At 71.9% G+C, this 13,762-nt stretch carries 16 protein-coding genes; 8 read left to right on the top strand and 8 right to left on the bottom strand.

The features are described 5' to 3' along the window. Positions 1–875, bottom strand: an 875-nt coding sequence (locus HMPREF0731_RS25590; RefSeq protein ID WP_007005078.1) for a PDC sensor domain-containing protein, incomplete at its 3' end; no start/stop codon positions are given. Positions 876–1,135: 260 nt separating this feature from the next. Here HMPREF0731_RS25590 and HMPREF0731_RS15335 point away from each other — a divergent pair. From HMPREF0731_RS15335 to HMPREF0731_RS15370, 8 genes are all read left to right on the top strand, one after another. After that, positions 1,136–2,488, top strand: coding sequence for a dicarboxylate/amino acid:cation symporter (locus HMPREF0731_RS15335; protein WP_007005079.1), 1,353 nt, complete (start codon positions 1,136–1,138; stop codon positions 2,486–2,488). Between the two features lie 89 nt (positions 2,489–2,577). Beyond that, positions 2,578–3,252, top strand: a complete 675-nt coding sequence (locus HMPREF0731_RS15340) for a nitroreductase (protein WP_007005080.1) — start codon at positions 2,578–2,580, stop codon at positions 3,250–3,252. Between the two features lie 105 nt (positions 3,253–3,357). Continuing rightward, the gene (locus tag HMPREF0731_RS15345) at positions 3,358–3,564 is read left to right on the top strand and encodes a YgaP-like transmembrane domain (protein ID WP_007005081.1); all 207 of its coding nucleotides are present in this window, start codon (positions 3,358–3,360) and stop codon (positions 3,562–3,564) included. Next, positions 3,561–4,442 carry an MBL fold metallo-hydrolase gene (locus HMPREF0731_RS15350; protein ID WP_007005082.1) on the top strand — a complete coding sequence of 294 codons (882 nt, stop codon included), beginning with the start codon at positions 3,561–3,563 and terminating at the stop codon, positions 4,440–4,442. The genes HMPREF0731_RS15345 and HMPREF0731_RS15350 overlap by 4 nt, the downstream gene beginning before the upstream one ends. A 4-nt stretch (positions 4,443–4,446) precedes the next feature. After that, positions 4,447–4,758 carry an ArsR/SmtB family transcription factor gene (locus tag HMPREF0731_RS15355; RefSeq protein ID WP_007005083.1) on the top strand — a complete coding sequence of 104 codons (312 nt, stop codon included), beginning with the start codon at positions 4,447–4,449 and terminating at the stop codon, positions 4,756–4,758. Further along, on the top strand, positions 4,751–5,185 hold the full coding sequence (locus tag HMPREF0731_RS15360; RefSeq protein WP_007005084.1) for a YeeE/YedE family protein: 435 nt from the start codon (positions 4,751–4,753) through the stop codon (positions 5,183–5,185). Before HMPREF0731_RS15355 ends, HMPREF0731_RS15360 begins: the two co-directional genes overlap by 8 nt. Next, the gene (locus tag HMPREF0731_RS15365; RefSeq protein ID WP_007005085.1) at positions 5,182–5,595 is read left to right on the top strand and encodes a DUF6691 family protein; all 414 of its coding nucleotides are present in this window, start codon (positions 5,182–5,184) and stop codon (positions 5,593–5,595) included. The genes HMPREF0731_RS15360 and HMPREF0731_RS15365 overlap by 4 nt, the downstream gene beginning before the upstream one ends. A 68-nt stretch (positions 5,596–5,663) precedes the next feature. Then, positions 5,664–6,089 (top strand): OsmC family protein, encoded by a 426-nt coding sequence (locus HMPREF0731_RS15370; protein ID WP_007005086.1) that lies wholly within the window; start codon positions 5,664–5,666, stop codon positions 6,087–6,089. Positions 6,090–6,150: 61 nt separating this feature from the next. On the opposite strand, the gene HMPREF0731_RS15375 is transcribed toward HMPREF0731_RS15370, so the two are convergent. From HMPREF0731_RS15375 to HMPREF0731_RS15405, 7 genes are all read right to left on the bottom strand, one after another. Beyond that, entirely contained in the window at positions 6,151–7,290 is a 1,140-nt protein-coding gene (locus HMPREF0731_RS15375; RefSeq protein WP_007005087.1) for a C45 family autoproteolytic acyltransferase/hydrolase, read from the bottom strand. Continuing rightward, a complete protein-coding gene (locus tag HMPREF0731_RS15380; protein ID WP_007005088.1) occupies positions 7,287–8,909 on the bottom strand; it encodes an ABC transporter ATP-binding protein in 1,623 nt (540 codons plus the stop codon). The genes HMPREF0731_RS15375 and HMPREF0731_RS15380 overlap by 4 nt, the downstream gene beginning before the upstream one ends. Then, entirely contained in the window at positions 8,906–9,718 is an 813-nt protein-coding gene (locus HMPREF0731_RS15385; RefSeq protein ID WP_007005089.1) for an ABC transporter permease, read from the bottom strand. The genes HMPREF0731_RS15380 and HMPREF0731_RS15385 overlap by 4 nt, the downstream gene beginning before the upstream one ends. Before the next feature lie 5 nt (positions 9,719–9,723). After that, positions 9,724–10,668, bottom strand: coding sequence for an ABC transporter permease (locus tag HMPREF0731_RS15390; RefSeq protein ID WP_007005090.1), 945 nt, complete (start codon positions 10,666–10,668; stop codon positions 9,724–9,726). A 29-nt stretch (positions 10,669–10,697) separates the two neighbouring features. After that, positions 10,698–12,263 carry an ABC transporter substrate-binding protein gene (locus HMPREF0731_RS15395; RefSeq protein WP_007005091.1) on the bottom strand — a complete coding sequence of 522 codons (1,566 nt, stop codon included), beginning with the start codon at positions 12,261–12,263 and terminating at the stop codon, positions 10,698–10,700. Positions 12,264–12,321: 58 nt separating this feature from the next. Then, the gene (locus tag HMPREF0731_RS15400) at positions 12,322–13,158 is read right to left on the bottom strand and encodes a hypothetical protein (RefSeq protein ID WP_007005092.1); all 837 of its coding nucleotides are present in this window, start codon (positions 13,156–13,158) and stop codon (positions 12,322–12,324) included. 10 nt (positions 13,159–13,168) lie between these two features. Further along, a partial coding sequence (locus HMPREF0731_RS15405) for an amidase family protein (protein ID WP_245538343.1) occupies positions 13,169–13,762 on the bottom strand: 594 nt, incomplete at its 5' end.

Here is a 13,762-nt window from a genome sequence, read left to right on the forward strand (position 1 = left end):
CGCACCGGGGCCAGCAGGGTCAGCGCCCATTCGGTGCCGGGCACGGCTTCCCGCACCGCCAGGAAGGGGCCGGGCGGCACATGCGAGCCGGAAGGCACCGGATCGGGCCGCAGCAGCGCCGGCAGGCCGGGCAGGGCGGCCGGGCGCAGGCCGAGCGGCAGCAGCTCCGCCTCGCCGAATTGCAGGCTGTCGCGGATCGCCCGCTGCGCGGCCGCGTCCAGCGGCGCGGTCATGCGGAAATGCCAGTCGGCCACGCTGGTCACGGTGACGATGCCGCGCGGATCGGTGGCCAGCACCGGCTCGGGCGAGAGCGACCAGGCCGCCTCCACCGCGCCGAACTCGGCCTTGACGACGATGACGCCGAGCGGCCCGCGCTCCCCCTCCACCCGGCGCGAGAGATAGAGACCCGGGCGGTGGCTGACGGTGCCGAGGGCGAAATGCTCCGCGGCCCCGGTGGCCAGGGCGTCGCGGAAATAGGGGCGGAAGGCATAGTCGCTGCCGACGAAGCTGTCGGGCTGGCGCCAGTTGCTGGCGGCCAGGGTCAGGCCGCGCGCATCCAGCGCATAGAGCACGGCGCTGCCGGTGCCCTGGCCGAGCGCCTCCAGCTTGGCGCTCAGCGCGGCCAGGCGCGCCGGGTCGCGGCTGTCCAGGGCGCGGCGCAGGTCGGGGTCCTGCGCCAGGATCAGCGGCAGGCTGCGCTGCTTGTCGATCTCGGCGCGCAGCACGGCGGCGCGCAGCCCGGCCGCGGCGCGGGAGGTGGTTTCCAGATCGGCCAGCGCCACGCGGCCGGCCAGCGTCACCGCCAGCCGGTCGAGCGCCAGCAGCAGGGCGAGGCCGCCCAGCAGCAGCGCGGCGCGGCGCAGCCCGCGCTTCATGCCGCCGCCCGGCCCTGGGCGGAAAGCCGCACGCAGCCCGGCGGCGCTGGGCGGAAAACCACACAGACCGGGCACCCGCCGGGAAAATGCTGCATCGCAAACATGTATAAGACCAAAGAGTTAGAAATCTTCCCGCCGGTTGCCGGCTCTGGCACCGCGCTTGCCATCACCGGGCCAGGCCCGTCGAAAACGGGCGCTGCTTTCGTGTTTGTCGGGCCGGCCTCCGCAGGGTGCGGCGCGGCCCCGGTGGAGGAACGTCCATGGCTTACGTGGATCACGCGGCGCTGGCTCCGGCCTCGCCCAAGCGGTTCTATCAGCATCTCTATGTCCAGGTGCTGGCGGCCATCGCCGCCGGCATCCTGCTCGGCCATTTCTACCCGCAGACCGGCGCGGACATGAAGCCGCTGGGCGACGCCTTCATCAAGCTGGTGAAGATGGTCATCGCCCCGGTCATCTTCCTGACGGTGGTCACCGGCATCGCCGGGGTGCGCGACCTCGGCAAGGTCGGGCGCGTCGCCGGCAAGGCGATGCTCTACTTCCTGGTCTTTTCGACTCTGGCGCTGATCATCGGCTTGGTCACCGGCAATGTCATCCGCCCCGGCGCCGGGCTGAACATCGACCCGGCGACGCTCGATGCCGCCGCCGTCTCCGGCTACGCCGCGAAGGCCCATGAGACGACGATCACCGGCTTCCTGATGAACGTCATCCCGGCCTCGCCGGTCAGCGCCTTCGCCTCGGGCGACATCCTGCAGGTGCTGTTCTTCTCCGTGCTGCTCGGCATCGCGCTCGCCGCGGTGGGGGAGAAGGCGGAGCCGCTGATGAAGCTGTTCCATTCCGCCTCGGCCGGCATGTTCAAGCTGGTGGCGATCCTGATGAAGGCCGCCCCGGTCGGTGCCTTCGGCGCCATGGCCTTCACCATCGGCAAGTATGGCATCGGCTCCATCGCCAATCTGGCGATGCTGATCGCCACCTTCTACCTGACCTCGCTGCTCTTCGTGCTGGTCGTGCTCGGCGCCGTCGCCCGCTACAACGGCTTCTCCATCCTGGCGCTGGTCCGCTACATCAAGGAGGAGCTGCTGCTGGTGCTCGGCACCTCGTCGTCGGAAGCCGCGCTGCCGACGCTGATGGAGAAGATGGAGCGCGCCGGCGCCGCGAAGTCGGTGGTCGGGCTGGTGGTGCCCACCGGCTACAGCTTCAACCTGGATGGCACCAACATCTACATGACGATGGCGGCGCTGTTCATCGCCCAGGCCTGCGGCATCGAGCTGTCGCTGTGGGACCAGCTGCTGCTGCTGCTGGTGGCCATGCTCTCCTCCAAGGGGGCCGCCGGCATCACCGGCGCCGGCTTCATCACCCTGGCCGCCACCCTCTCCGTCGTGCCCTCCGTGCCGGTCGCCGGCATGGCGCTGATCCTCGGCATCGACCGCTTCATGTCGGAGTGCCGGGCGCTGACCAATCTGGTCGGCAATGCGGTGGCCACCATCGTCGTCGCCCGCTGGGAGGGCGAGCTGGACCGCGAGCGGCTGGACGCCGCCATGGCCGGCCGGCCGCTGCCGCGCGAGGCGGTGGAGCTGCCCGCCCCCGCCGGCCCGGTGATGCAGCCGGCCGAGTGAGGCCAGGCCCGGGGGTTCGCCCCCCCGGGCCTTTTTCGTGCCCGCCCCGCATGGCAGGCTCCCCGCGATCCAGGGGAGACAAAGCCGCCATGAACCAGGCCGCCATCGAGGCGATCACCAGCCGGCGCAGCATCCGCGCCTTCCTGCCGCGCCCGGTGCCGCGCGCGACGCTGCTGGCGATCCTCGACACCGCCGCCCGTGCCCCCAGCGGCAGCAACATCCAACCGTGGAAGCTGCACGCCCTGACCGGCGCGGCGCTGGCCCGGCTGTGCGACCGGCTTTCCACCGCCCATGCGGCGGGCGAGGCGCCGCGGCGCGAATACCAGTATTATCCGCGGCAATGGCGCTCCCCCTATCTGGAGCGGCGGCGTGCCGTCGGCTGGCGGCTGTACGAACTGGCCGGGGTGCAGCGCGGCGACCGCGAGGGCGGGCTGCGGCAGGAGGGGCGGAACTACCGCTTCTTCGGCGCGCCGGTCGGGCTGGTCTTCACCATCGACCGCGACATGGAGCAGGGCAGCTGGCTCGACTACGGCATGTTCCTGCAATCCGTCATGGTGGCGGCGCGGGCGCACGGCCTCGACACCTGCCCGCAGGCGGCCTTCGCCAACTACCCGCATCTGCTGCGCGATGAGCTCGGCATCCCGGAGGGGGAGATGGTGGTCTGCGGCATGGCGCTGGGCTGGGCCGACCCGGAGGCGGCGGTGAACCGCCTGGCCTCCGAGCGCGAGCCGGCCACGGCCTTCACCACCTTCCACGACTCCTGAACCCCGACACTTTCAAAAAAACGCTTTCGATTTTTTCTAAACGATGCAAGGCTGCCGCCAGGCGGGCCGGAGAAGCTGGCCGCGCCCCTGCAAGGGAGTCTCGCCATGACCTGCAATGTCGGCGGCATCGACCGCGTGCTGCGCCTGCTGATCGGCCTCGCTCTGCTGTCCCTGCCGCTCTGGCTGGAGGGCCCCTGGCGCTGGGCCGGGCTGCTCGGCCTTCTGCCGCTGGGCACCGCGCTGCTGCGCCACTGCCCGGCCTATCCGTGGCTCGGCCTCGACACCTGCCGCGCCGGGCGGCGCACCGCATGAGTGGCCGCCCCGAGGTCACCGGCTTCCACGAGGCGCGCACCGGCTCGGTGCAATATGTGGTGGCCGATCCCGCGACGCGGGACTGCGCCATCATCGACCCGGTGCATGACTATGACGAGAAATCCGGCGCCACCGCGACGATCCAGGCCGACCGCATCCTGGACTTCGTGGCGGCGCGCGGGCTGCGCGTCGCCTGGATCCTGGATACGCACCCGCATGCCGATCATGTCTCGGCCGCCGCCTACCTGAGGCAGCGCACCGGCGCGCCCACCGCCACCGGCGCGAAGGTGACCGAAGTGCAGGCGCTGTGGACGGGGCTCTACGGCTTCCCGGAAGGCTATTTCCGCGCTGATGCCTGGGACCGGCTGTTCGAACCGGGCGACACCTTCCGCATCGGCGGGCTGGAGGCGCGGGTGCTGCTCTCACCCGGCCATACCCTGGCTTCCATCACCTATGTGGTGGAGGACGCGGCTTTCATCCACGACACGCTGTTCATGCCCGATGCCGGCACGGCGCGGGCGGATTTCCCGGGCGGCGACGCGGCGGCGCTGTGGCGCTCGATCCAGGCGATCCTGGCCCTGCCGGATGCCACGCGGCTGTTCACCGGGCATGACTACAGCCCCGGCGGCCGCGAACCGCGCTGGGAGAGCAGCGTGGCCGAGCAGAAGGCCCATAACATCCACCTGACCCGCTACCCCGACGAGGCGAGCTTCGTCGCCGCCCGCCAGGCGCGCGACCGAACCCTGCCGATGCCGAAGCTGATCCTGCACGCGCTGCAGATGAACCTGCGCGGGGGCCGGCTGCCGGAGCCGGGGCCGGGCGGGCGGCGCTGCCTGTCCATCCCGCTCGACGCGCTGCCCGGCGCGGCCTGGGACTAGCCGCATGGATGCCGCCGCGATGCAGGCCCGCGCCGCCGAGGCCACCGCCTTCCTCAAGAGCTTCGCGCATCGCGACCGGCTGCTGATCGCCTGCGCGCTGGTGGAGGGCGAACGCTCGGTGGGCGAGCTGGAGGCGATGCTGGGCATCCGCCAGCCTGGCCTGTCGCAGCAGCTGGCCGGGCTGCGCGCCGCCGGGCTGGTGGCCACCCGCCGCTCCGGCAAGGCGGTGTTCTACCGCCTGGCCGATGGCCGCGTCGCCGCCTTCATCCGCACCCTGCACGACCTGTTCTGCGCCGAGGAGACCCCGCATGGCTGAGTTCGCCATCCTGCCGCCGCTGCTGGGCGGCGTGCTGATCGGCCTAGCGGCCGTGCTGCTGATGGCGTTGCAGGGGCGCATCGCCGGCATCAGCGGCATCCTGGCGCGGCTGCTGCCGCCGCGCGACCGGGGGGAGGCCGGGCCGGCGCTCGGCTTCGCCCTCGGTCTGGTGGCGGCGCCGCTGCTGGCCTGGGCGGTGCTCGGGGAGAAGCCGGCGCAGGCGATCGCCGCGCCGCTCTGGCTGATGCCGCTGGCCGGGTTGCTGACCGGCTTCGGCGCGGTCTGGGGCAGTGGCTGCACCTCGGGCCATGGGGTGTGCGGGCTGGCACGGCTGTCGCCGCGCTCGGCCGTCGCGGTCGCGCTGTTCATGGCGGCGGCCTTCGCCACCGTCTTCCTGCGCCGCCACCTGCTGGGGGGCGTGGCATGAGCGTCCTGTCGCATGCGCTGTGCGGCCTGCTGCTGGGCCTCGGCCTGCTGCTGTCGGGCATGCTGGACCCGGCGCGGGTGCTGGCCTTCCTCGACCTCGCGGGCGGCGCCTGGGATCCGTCGCTGGCCTTCACCATGCTGGGTGCGGTGCTGGTGACGGCGCTGGGCTATCGCCTGGCCTGGCGGCGCGGCCGGCCGCTGCTGGCCGATCGCTTCCAGCTGCCCACCGCCCGCGCCATCGACGCGCGGCTGGTGACCGGCGCGCTGGTCTTCGGCCTGGGCTGGGGGCTGGCCGGGCTGTGTCCCGGCCCGGCGCTGGCCGGGCTCGGCCTCGGCGCGGCGGGGGTGCTGGCCTTCCTGCCCGGCATGGCGCTGGGCATGGCGCTGGCCCGCCGGCTGGCGCGGCGCTGAGGCGGGGCATCCTTCCGCCGCCTGCGGCATTCTCCCCGCGGACGCCACTCTTTCCGCAGGAGACCAGCATGATCAAGAAGCAGGGCAGCGCCGTCTGGCAGGGCGGCATCAAGGACGGCAAGGGTGAGATCTCGACCGAGAGCGGCGCGCTCTCCGCCTATCCCTATGGCTTCGCCACCCGCTTCGAGGGCAAGCCCGGCAGCAATCCCGAGGAGCTGATCGGCGCGGCGCACGCCGCCTGCTTCAGCATGGCGCTGTCGCTGATCCTGGAGCAGGCCGGCCTGAAGGCCGAGCGGCTGGACACCCAGGCCACCGTCTCGCTGGAGAAGCAGGCGGAGGGCTTCGCCATCACCGCCGTGCATCTGGTGCTGAAGGGCCGCGTGCCCGGCGCCACGGCGGAGCAGTTCCAGGAACTGGCGGGCAAGGCCAAGGCGGGCTGCCCGGTCTCGAAGCTGCTCAAGGCCGAGATCACGCTGGACGCCAGCCTGGCCTGAGCCGATCGCGGGGCGGCGCCAGCGCCGCCCCGGCCTTTTTCCTGTTCAGCGCGCCGGGGTGTCAGGCGGCCGCGCTCTGCCGCCCGGCCTGCAGATCGTAACGGGTAAAATGCCGGTTCAGCGCCGGCAGCGGCGCGATCTCCATGCGTCCCTCCTCCGGCACCATCAGGATCATGGCGACGGTCGCGGAGAGATTGCCGCCCAGATTCATCCGCGGCGGGCGGCAGACCGACCAGGGCGATTGCCAATCGTCGAACAGCGCCTCGCGCATCGCCTCGATGCCCAGCGCGCCGCGATGGGATTCCAGGATCTGCCGCACCCGCAGGTCGCGATACAGGCTGTCCGGCGTGCTCTCCACCCCGGCCTCGCGCAGCTTGGAGAGCGCCACCGGGCTCTGCCAGTGATTGGCGTGCACCAGCATCCCCGCCTCCGGCTGCACCAGGAAGCTCTCATCGGGAGCGCATTCGATGTCGAGGGCGAAGCCGTCGACATGGCTCAGCATCAGGTTGTTGGAGGCGGATTTCGGCGTGGCGTAGAGGGTGCGCAAGGCCAGCGCCACCTGCTCCTGCTCCAGCACCTTGCGCCGCAGCAGGGAGAGCGGCACGCCCTGGCGGGTGTAGTCGCGGTCGCTGCTGAGATAGTTCGCCGTCACCGCGATGCCGGCGGCGTTCATGCCGCAGCGCGCCAGGCCGCCGGCCTCGACGAAGGTCAGCATGTCCGGCCCGTCCTCGCGCCGGATGCGCAGCACCACCCCGGTCTCGGCGCATTCCTGCTTCCAGTCCCAGTTCTGGCCATGCACCAGCCTGCCATCCTGCGTCACCGAGGGCAGCAGGATGGCGCCGGTGCAGCCATCCGGGTTGCGCGCCTCCTCCTCCCGCATCCGGTCGGCGCGGCGCTTGGCCAGCTGCAGGATCTCGGTGCGGCAATTGATCAGCAGGATGTCCTCGAAGGCGACATTGGCGCCCTCGGCGATGCCGCGCATCTCGGCGACATAGGCGGGGTCGAAATCCTCGACCTGCGGGACGAAATCGCGCGCCATGGCGCGCACCGTGGCCGCATCCTGCCCGCCGGCGGTGAGCTGCTGGCCGTAATGCGCCAGCGAGCGGTGCACCCGCGCCGCCGCCTGCCGGCCATAGGCGCGGCCGCGCGCCTCCGGCGTGCCGCTCAGCTCGATCAGCGGGAAGGGTTCGATGCTGCTCATGCCAGGATCCTTTGCGGCAGCGCGTCCAGCCGGGGCGCCGCCGCCAGCAAGTCACGGGTGTAGGGATGTTCGGGATGGTCGAAGATGCGGTCGCGCGGGCCCTGCTCGACCAGCACGCCCTGCTGCATGACGAGCACGCGGTCGGAGACCTCCTCGACCGCCGCCAGATCATGCGAGACGAAGAGGCAGGCGAAGCCGTGCTCCTGCTGCAGCCGGCGGAACAGCGCCAGGATCTGCTTCTGCACGCTCATGTCGAGCGCGCTCACCGGCTCATCCGCCACCACCAGGGCGGGGTTGCGGATGATGGCGCGGGCGATCGCCACGCGCTGCCGCTGCCCGCCCGAGAGCTCATGCGGGAAGCGGTGGGCCAAGCCGGGCAGGCCGACCTCCTCGAAGACCTGCTCGGTGCGGCGGCGCCGCGCGCCGGCGTCGAGATCGGGCAGATGCCGCAGCGGCTCGGCCACGATCTCGCCGATGCGCATGCGCGGGTCGAGCGAGGAATAGGGGTCCTGGAAGACGATCTGGCAGGCCAGGCGGAAGCGGCGCAGCGGGTCACCCCTGGCCTGCGTCACATCCTCGCCGCGGAACAGCAGCTGGCCGGCGGTGGGCTGCACCAGCCGCAGCATGGCGCGGCCGAGCGTCGTCTTGCCGGAGCCGCTGCCGCCCACCAGCGCCACCGTCTCGCCCGGATAGATGGCCAGGTCGATGCCGCGCACCGCGGCCACCGCGGGCTGGCGGCGGAAGAAGCGGCGGCGGCCGGGATAGGTCACCTCCAGCCCGCGCGCTTCCAGCACCGGCTGCGCCGTGTCGACGGCGCGGGGCGGGCGCGGCGTGCGGCGCGGCAGCGCCTCCACCAGCGCCCGCGTGTAAGCGTGCTGCGGCGCGCCGAGCAGCGAAGCCGCCGGCCCCTGTTCCACCACCCGGCCGCGCTGCAGCACCACGGCGCGATGCGCGTAGCGCGCGACCAGCCCCAGATTGTGGGTGATCAGCAGCACCGAGGTGCCATGGTCGCGCGCCAGCTCGACCATCAGGTCGAGGATCTCGCGCTGCGCCAGCGTGTCGAGCGCGGTGGTCGGCTCATCGGCGATCAGCAGCGAAGGGCGCAGCAGCATCACCGAGGCCAGCATGATCCGCTGCCGCATGCCGCCCGAGAATTCATGCGGGAAGGCGGAGAGGCAACTCTCCGGGTTGCGGATCTGTACCCGGCGCAGCATGGCGAGGCTGGCCGCGCGGATCTCGGCCGCCGACATCTTGCGGTGCAGCGCCAGCCCCTCGGCCATCTGCGCGCCGATGGTCATGGCGGGGTTCAGCGAGACCATCGGCTCCTGGAACACCATGCCGATCTCGGCGCCGCGCAGCGCCCGCAGCCGGTCGGGGCGCGCCGCCAGCAGATCCTCGCCGCGCAGCCGGATGGCGCCGCCCGAGGCGCGCAGGCCAGGCGGCAGCAAGCCGATGGCGGCGCGGCCGGTGGCCGTCTTGCCGCTGCCGGATTCCCCCACCAGCGCCAGGATCTCGCCCGGCGCGATGGCGAAGGAGACATCCTGCACCACCTCGACCTGGCCGGCGGCGATGCGCAGCCCCTCGACCGAGAGCAGGGGCGTGTCGTGGCTCGGGCTCATCGGGCTTCGCTCCGCGGGTCGAGCCGGTCGCGCAGCGCGTCGCCCAGCAGATTGGCGCCGAGCAGCGTCAGCGCGATGCACAGGCCGGGCGACAGGCTCAGCCATAGCGCGCTGTCCAGATAGGGGCGGCTGGCGGCCAGCATGTTGCCCCAGCTCGGCGCCGGCGGCGGCACGCCGAGGCCCAGGAAGGACAGCGCGCTTTCCGACAGGATCGCCCAGCCGAACATGCTGGTGGCCAGCACGATGATCGGCGAGACGGTGTTGGGCAGCACATGCCGCCACAGCGTGTAGCCCTCGGAATTGCCGATGGCGCGGCTGGCCTCGATGAATTCCCGCTCGCGCAGCGACAGCACCGTGCCGCGCATGATGCGGGCCACCGTCGGTGCATAGGCCAGGCCGAGGGCCGCGACGATGCCCCATTGGCTGGCGCCGAACACCGCCAGCAGGCCGAGCGCCAGCAGGATGCCGGGGAAGGCCAGCAGCGAATCATTGACCATGGAGAGCAGCCGGTCCGGCCAGCCGCGCAGGAAGCCGGCCAGCAGCCCGATCACCGAGCCCAGCAGCACCGCCAGCAGCACGGTGCAGGCGGCGACGGTGACGCTGGCGCCGGCGCCTTCCATGATGCGGCTGAAGACGTCGCGCCCGACCTCATCGGTGCCGAGCCAGTATTCGCCCGAGGGCGGCTTCAGCCGCTGGCGCAGCGCCACGCCCATCGGGTCGCGCGGCGTCCAGACCAGGGAGAGCAGGGCCATGGCGACCATGAAGCCGACCAGCACGGCGCCGGCCAGCGCGTTCAGACGCAGGCGCATCGGCCTCACTCCGCCGTCACGCGCGGGTCGAACAGCGGGTAGAGCAGGTCCACCGCCAGATTGACCAGCACATAGATGGTTGCGACGAACAGCATGCAGCCCTGCACCACCGGGTAGTCGCGGGCATAGATGCCATCGACCAGCAGCCGGCCGAGGCCGGGCAGGGTGAACACCGTCTCGATCACCGCGACGCCGCCGAGCAGATTGCCCAGCACGATGCCGATCAGCGTCAGCGTCGGCGCGAAGGCGTTGGGCAGCACATGGCGGCGCAGCACGGTGCGCTCCGGCAGGCCCTTGGCGCGGGCATGCGCCACGAATTCCAGCCGCAGCACATCGATGCCGGCGGCGCGCGACATGCGCGTCAGCACGCCGATCTCGATCAGCGTCAGGGTGGCGACCGGCAGTGCGATGTAGCGCAGCGCCTCCCACGCATTCTCCGAGAAGCCGACATAGCCCACGACCGGCACCCAGCCGAGCTTCAGCCCGAAGGCCAGCAGCATCAGCAGGCCGAGCCAGAAGCTCGGCACCGAGAGCAGCAGGGTGGCGCCGCCGACGATGGCCAGGTCGGTGCCGCTGTTCTGCTTCCAGGCGGCGATCAGCCCGAGCGGCACGGCGACCAGCGCGGCCAGCCCCACGGCGGCGAAGACGATCGAGGCGGTGACCTGGAAGCGCTGCAGCACCAGCGGCAGCACCGGCAGGTCATTGCCGATGGAGCGGCCGAGATCGCCGGACAGGGCCGCGCCCAGCCAGCGCAGGAACTGCACCGGCAGCGAGCGGTCCAGCCCCATCTCGGCGCGCAGCGCGGCCAGCGCCACGGCATCGGCGCTGTCGCCCAGCATCAGCTCCGCCGGGTCGCCCGGCACCAGCCGCAGCAGCAGGAAGACGCCGAGCGAGACCAGCAGCAGCGTCGGCAGCGCCATCGCCAGCCGCTTCAGGGCATAGAGCGGCATGGCTCAGCCCTTTCCTTGCGATGCGCGGCTCATGGCTGCCGCCACACGCCCCAGGTGATCATCCGCCCCGCCACCTGCGGCGCATAGCCGCGGATCGCGGGCCGCGCCGCGGCCAGCTGCGGGTCGTAATACAGGCCGATGATCGGCACCTGCTCCTGCATGCGCGCATGCAGGGCGCGGAAGGCTTCGCCGCGGCGGGCATTGTCGGTGGTGGTGATGCTCTCGGCCAGCAGGCGGCGCGCCTCCGCATCCTCCCATTGCGCCCAGGGCTGCGCCGTCTTGTCGCCGATGATCGAGTTGAACATCAGCGAGGGGTCGAGCCGCGCGGAATAGGAGAAGGATTGCAGCTGGAAATTGCCGTTGAGGTAGTTGTTCAGCTGCGTCGCCCAGTCCAGCACCTCCAGCTCGACGCGCAGGCCGACGGCGGTCAGCATCGACTGGATCGCCACCGCATTGTCATACATGCCGGGATAGCGGCGATTGGCCTGGATCTTGATCACCTGGTTGCGGTAGCCGGCCTCGCGCAGCAGGCGCCGCGCCGCGGCCGGGTCATGGGCCGGCCAGGCGCGGAAGGCCTCGTCGAAGAAGGGGCTGGAATCGCCCACCGCCGAGGGGTTCGGCCCGGCGCCGCCGCCGGTGCGCACCTCGGCGATCTGCGCCAGGTCGATGGCATGGGCGATGGCGCGGCGGATGCGCACATCCTTCAGCACCGCGTCGCGCGTCTGCACCAGCATCGTGGTCCAGCCGAGGCCGGGGGCGTTGAGCATCTGCACCCCCGCCTCGCGCATCTTCTCGGCGCGCTCCGGCTCGACGCTGGGCAGGATGTCGACGGCGCCGGTCAGCAGCGCCGCCTCGGCCGCGTTGGGGTCGGGGATGACGCGGAACACCACCTCGTCCAGCAGCGCCTGGCGCGCGCCGGAGAAGGCGCTGGCGGGGGCGGTGGAGGCCGCATAGCCGTCGAAGCGCCGCAGCGTGACGAATTCGCCGCGCCGCCATTCCTGCAGCTGGAAGGGGCCGGTGCCGATCGGCGCGCGCCATTTGCCATCGGCGCCGATGCTGTCGGGGTGGAACACCACCGTGCCGCACTGGATATTGGCCAGCTGCGGCAGCAGCAGCGCGCTCGGCCGCGCCAGGCGGTAGGTGATGGTGCGGGCATCCTCGGCCTCGACCGATTGCACCTGCAGCCCGTCGGCGGAATCGAAGAAGCGACGGCAGCTCCAGCCGCTATTGCTCCATTGCCGCTCCCAGCTCGCCTTCACCTCGGCCGAGGTCAGGGGCGCGCCATTGTGGAAGCGCACCCCCTCGCGCAAGGTGAAGCGCCAGCTCAGCCCGTCCTCCGACACGGTCCAGGATTCGGCGAGCGCCGGGCCGACGCTGACATCGGCGCGGTAGGCGACCAGCCCCTCGAAGAGGTGGTGCACCACGGCGTCGGTGTTGGCATCGCGGTTGATGCCGGGCTCCAGGCTGCGGATATCGGCGTTCAGCGCCACCGTCGCCCGGCCGCCGCGCTGCGGCGTGTCCTGGGCCTCGGCGCCCAGCGGCCAGGCGGCCAGCGCCACCAGGGCGGCCAGCGCCATGCTGCGCGATCTCGTCATCTCGTCGTCCCTTTCTCTCCGTCCGGCGCTGCCGGCACCCCCCTGGCATCCGCGGTCTTCAGGCCGCGTGATGCTCCGTGAAGAAGTCGATCACCGCCGGGGCGACGCCCGGCATCCAGTGCGCGACACCCGGCACGGTGTCGTGCCGCACGGCGATGCGCTGCGCCTCCAGGCTGGCGCGCAGCGCCCGCAGCCGGTCCTGCCGGTTGGCGCCGGCAGCGTCGGCGCCCGGCATCCACAGCCGGTCGCCGGGGCGGATGGTGATTTCCCAGGTGTCGGTGTCGTCGCCGCCGACCACCATCTGCACGGCGACGTCGCGCATCGCGCCGATGTCGATGCGCTGGCCGAAGCGGCTCTCCCAGTCGCGCACGCCGGGCCAGAAATCGTAGCTGTCGTCCAGCAGCGTCACCAGGCCGGGCGCGCCGATCGACACGGCGGAGAGCCGGCCAGGATGCAGGTAGAGAAAGCGATGCGCGAAATGCCCGCCGCCAGAAAAGCCGAACAGCGAGAAGCGGTGGCCGCGGATGCGGTAGCGCGCGCGCATCTCCTCCACCATCGCCAGCAGCACGGCATCGTAATGCAGCGCGCCGGCGCGCAGCATCTTGTAGCTGGAGAGATCCTCCGGCCCGGTGATGCCGGCGGGGAAGAGCGGCGCCAGCACGATCACCTGCCGCGCCTCGGCCAGCGGCGCGAAAGTGTCGCGATACAGCTCCATCATCCGGCCCGTGCCATGCATGGCGACGAGCAGCGGATAATCCTGGCTGCCATCCTCCTCATAGCTTTCCGGCACATAGGCACAGTAAGAAAAACGCTGATCGGCCTGGCAGGCGCGCACCGTGGTGCGGCCGAAATCGTAATAGCTGAGGCGGCGTCCATGGCCGGCGGGGCGGGGCATGTCGGTCTCCTCAGGCGATGGGCGGCAAGGCGGGCATGGGCAGGGCGGCGGCGATCGGCTCGGCGGCGTCGAACAGCGCCTCATCGGCGTGCAGGGCGCCGATCAGCTGCACGCCCATCGGCAGACCCTCGGCGAGCCCGGTCGGCACGGAGAGCCCCGGCAGGCCGAGGGCGGAGACCGCCAGCATCACCCGCTGCGCCTGCATGATGGCGGCGGTGGTGGCGGTGTCGCGCCGGTCATGCGCCACGGGGAAGGGTGGCTCGGTGGAGACCGGCGCCACGATCACCGGCCAGTCCTGCAGGAAGAGCAGCCATTCGCGCAGCAGCGCCATGCGGCGGGTCAGCCCCTCCAGGCAGGCGGCAGGGTCGCGCAAGGGCCAGTACCCGGCCCAGAGCGACAGCGCCTCGCGGATGCCCTCATCGCCATGCTGCGCCACCAGCGGCAGCAGCCGGGCGATGGTGTCGGGCCCGCCGATGCGGCCCCAGAGCTCGGCGGCCTCCACCAGGGCAGGGGGTTCGATCTCCTCCACCACCCAGCCCTCGGCGGCCAGGGCGCGGCCGGCGGCGCGCACCGCATCCTGCACCGCCGGGTGCGTGCTGCCGCC

This window comes from Pseudoroseomonas cervicalis ATCC 49957 (assembly GCF_000164635.1).
GTDB classification, from domain to species: domain Bacteria; phylum Pseudomonadota; class Alphaproteobacteria; order Acetobacterales; family Acetobacteraceae; genus Pseudoroseomonas; species Pseudoroseomonas cervicalis.

Coding starts and splice junctions, on each gene's coding strand:
- HMPREF0731_RS15350 (WP_007005082.1), top strand. CDS start 3,561: ATGAGTGGCCGCCCCGAGGTCACCGGCTTCCACGAGGCGCGCACCGGC.
- HMPREF0731_RS15385 (WP_007005089.1), bottom strand. CDS start 9,718: ATGCGCCTGCGTCTGAACGCGCTGGCCGGCGCCGTGCTGGTCGGCTTC.
- HMPREF0731_RS15400 (WP_007005092.1), bottom strand. CDS start 13,158: ATGCCCCGCCCCGCCGGCCATGGACGCCGCCTCAGCTATTACGATTTC.
- HMPREF0731_RS15390 (WP_007005090.1), bottom strand. CDS start 10,668: ATGCCGCTCTATGCCCTGAAGCGGCTGGCGATGGCGCTGCCGACGCTG.
- HMPREF0731_RS15335 (WP_007005079.1), top strand. CDS start 1,136: ATGGCTTACGTGGATCACGCGGCGCTGGCTCCGGCCTCGCCCAAGCGG.
- HMPREF0731_RS15365 (WP_007005085.1), top strand. CDS start 5,182: ATGAGCGTCCTGTCGCATGCGCTGTGCGGCCTGCTGCTGGGCCTCGGC.
- HMPREF0731_RS15345 (WP_007005081.1), top strand. CDS start 3,358: ATGACCTGCAATGTCGGCGGCATCGACCGCGTGCTGCGCCTGCTGATC.
- HMPREF0731_RS15380 (WP_007005088.1), bottom strand. CDS start 8,909: ATGAGCCCGAGCCACGACACGCCCCTGCTCTCGGTCGAGGGGCTGCGC.
- HMPREF0731_RS15395 (WP_007005091.1), bottom strand. CDS start 12,263: ATGACGAGATCGCGCAGCATGGCGCTGGCCGCCCTGGTGGCGCTGGCC.
- HMPREF0731_RS15360 (WP_007005084.1), top strand. CDS start 4,751: ATGGCTGAGTTCGCCATCCTGCCGCCGCTGCTGGGCGGCGTGCTGATC.
- HMPREF0731_RS15370 (WP_007005086.1), top strand. CDS start 5,664: ATGATCAAGAAGCAGGGCAGCGCCGTCTGGCAGGGCGGCATCAAGGAC.
- HMPREF0731_RS15375 (WP_007005087.1), bottom strand. CDS start 7,290: ATGAGCAGCATCGAACCCTTCCCGCTGATCGAGCTGAGCGGCACGCCG.
- HMPREF0731_RS15355 (WP_007005083.1), top strand. CDS start 4,447: ATGGATGCCGCCGCGATGCAGGCCCGCGCCGCCGAGGCCACCGCCTTC.
- HMPREF0731_RS15340 (WP_007005080.1), top strand. CDS start 2,578: ATGAACCAGGCCGCCATCGAGGCGATCACCAGCCGGCGCAGCATCCGC.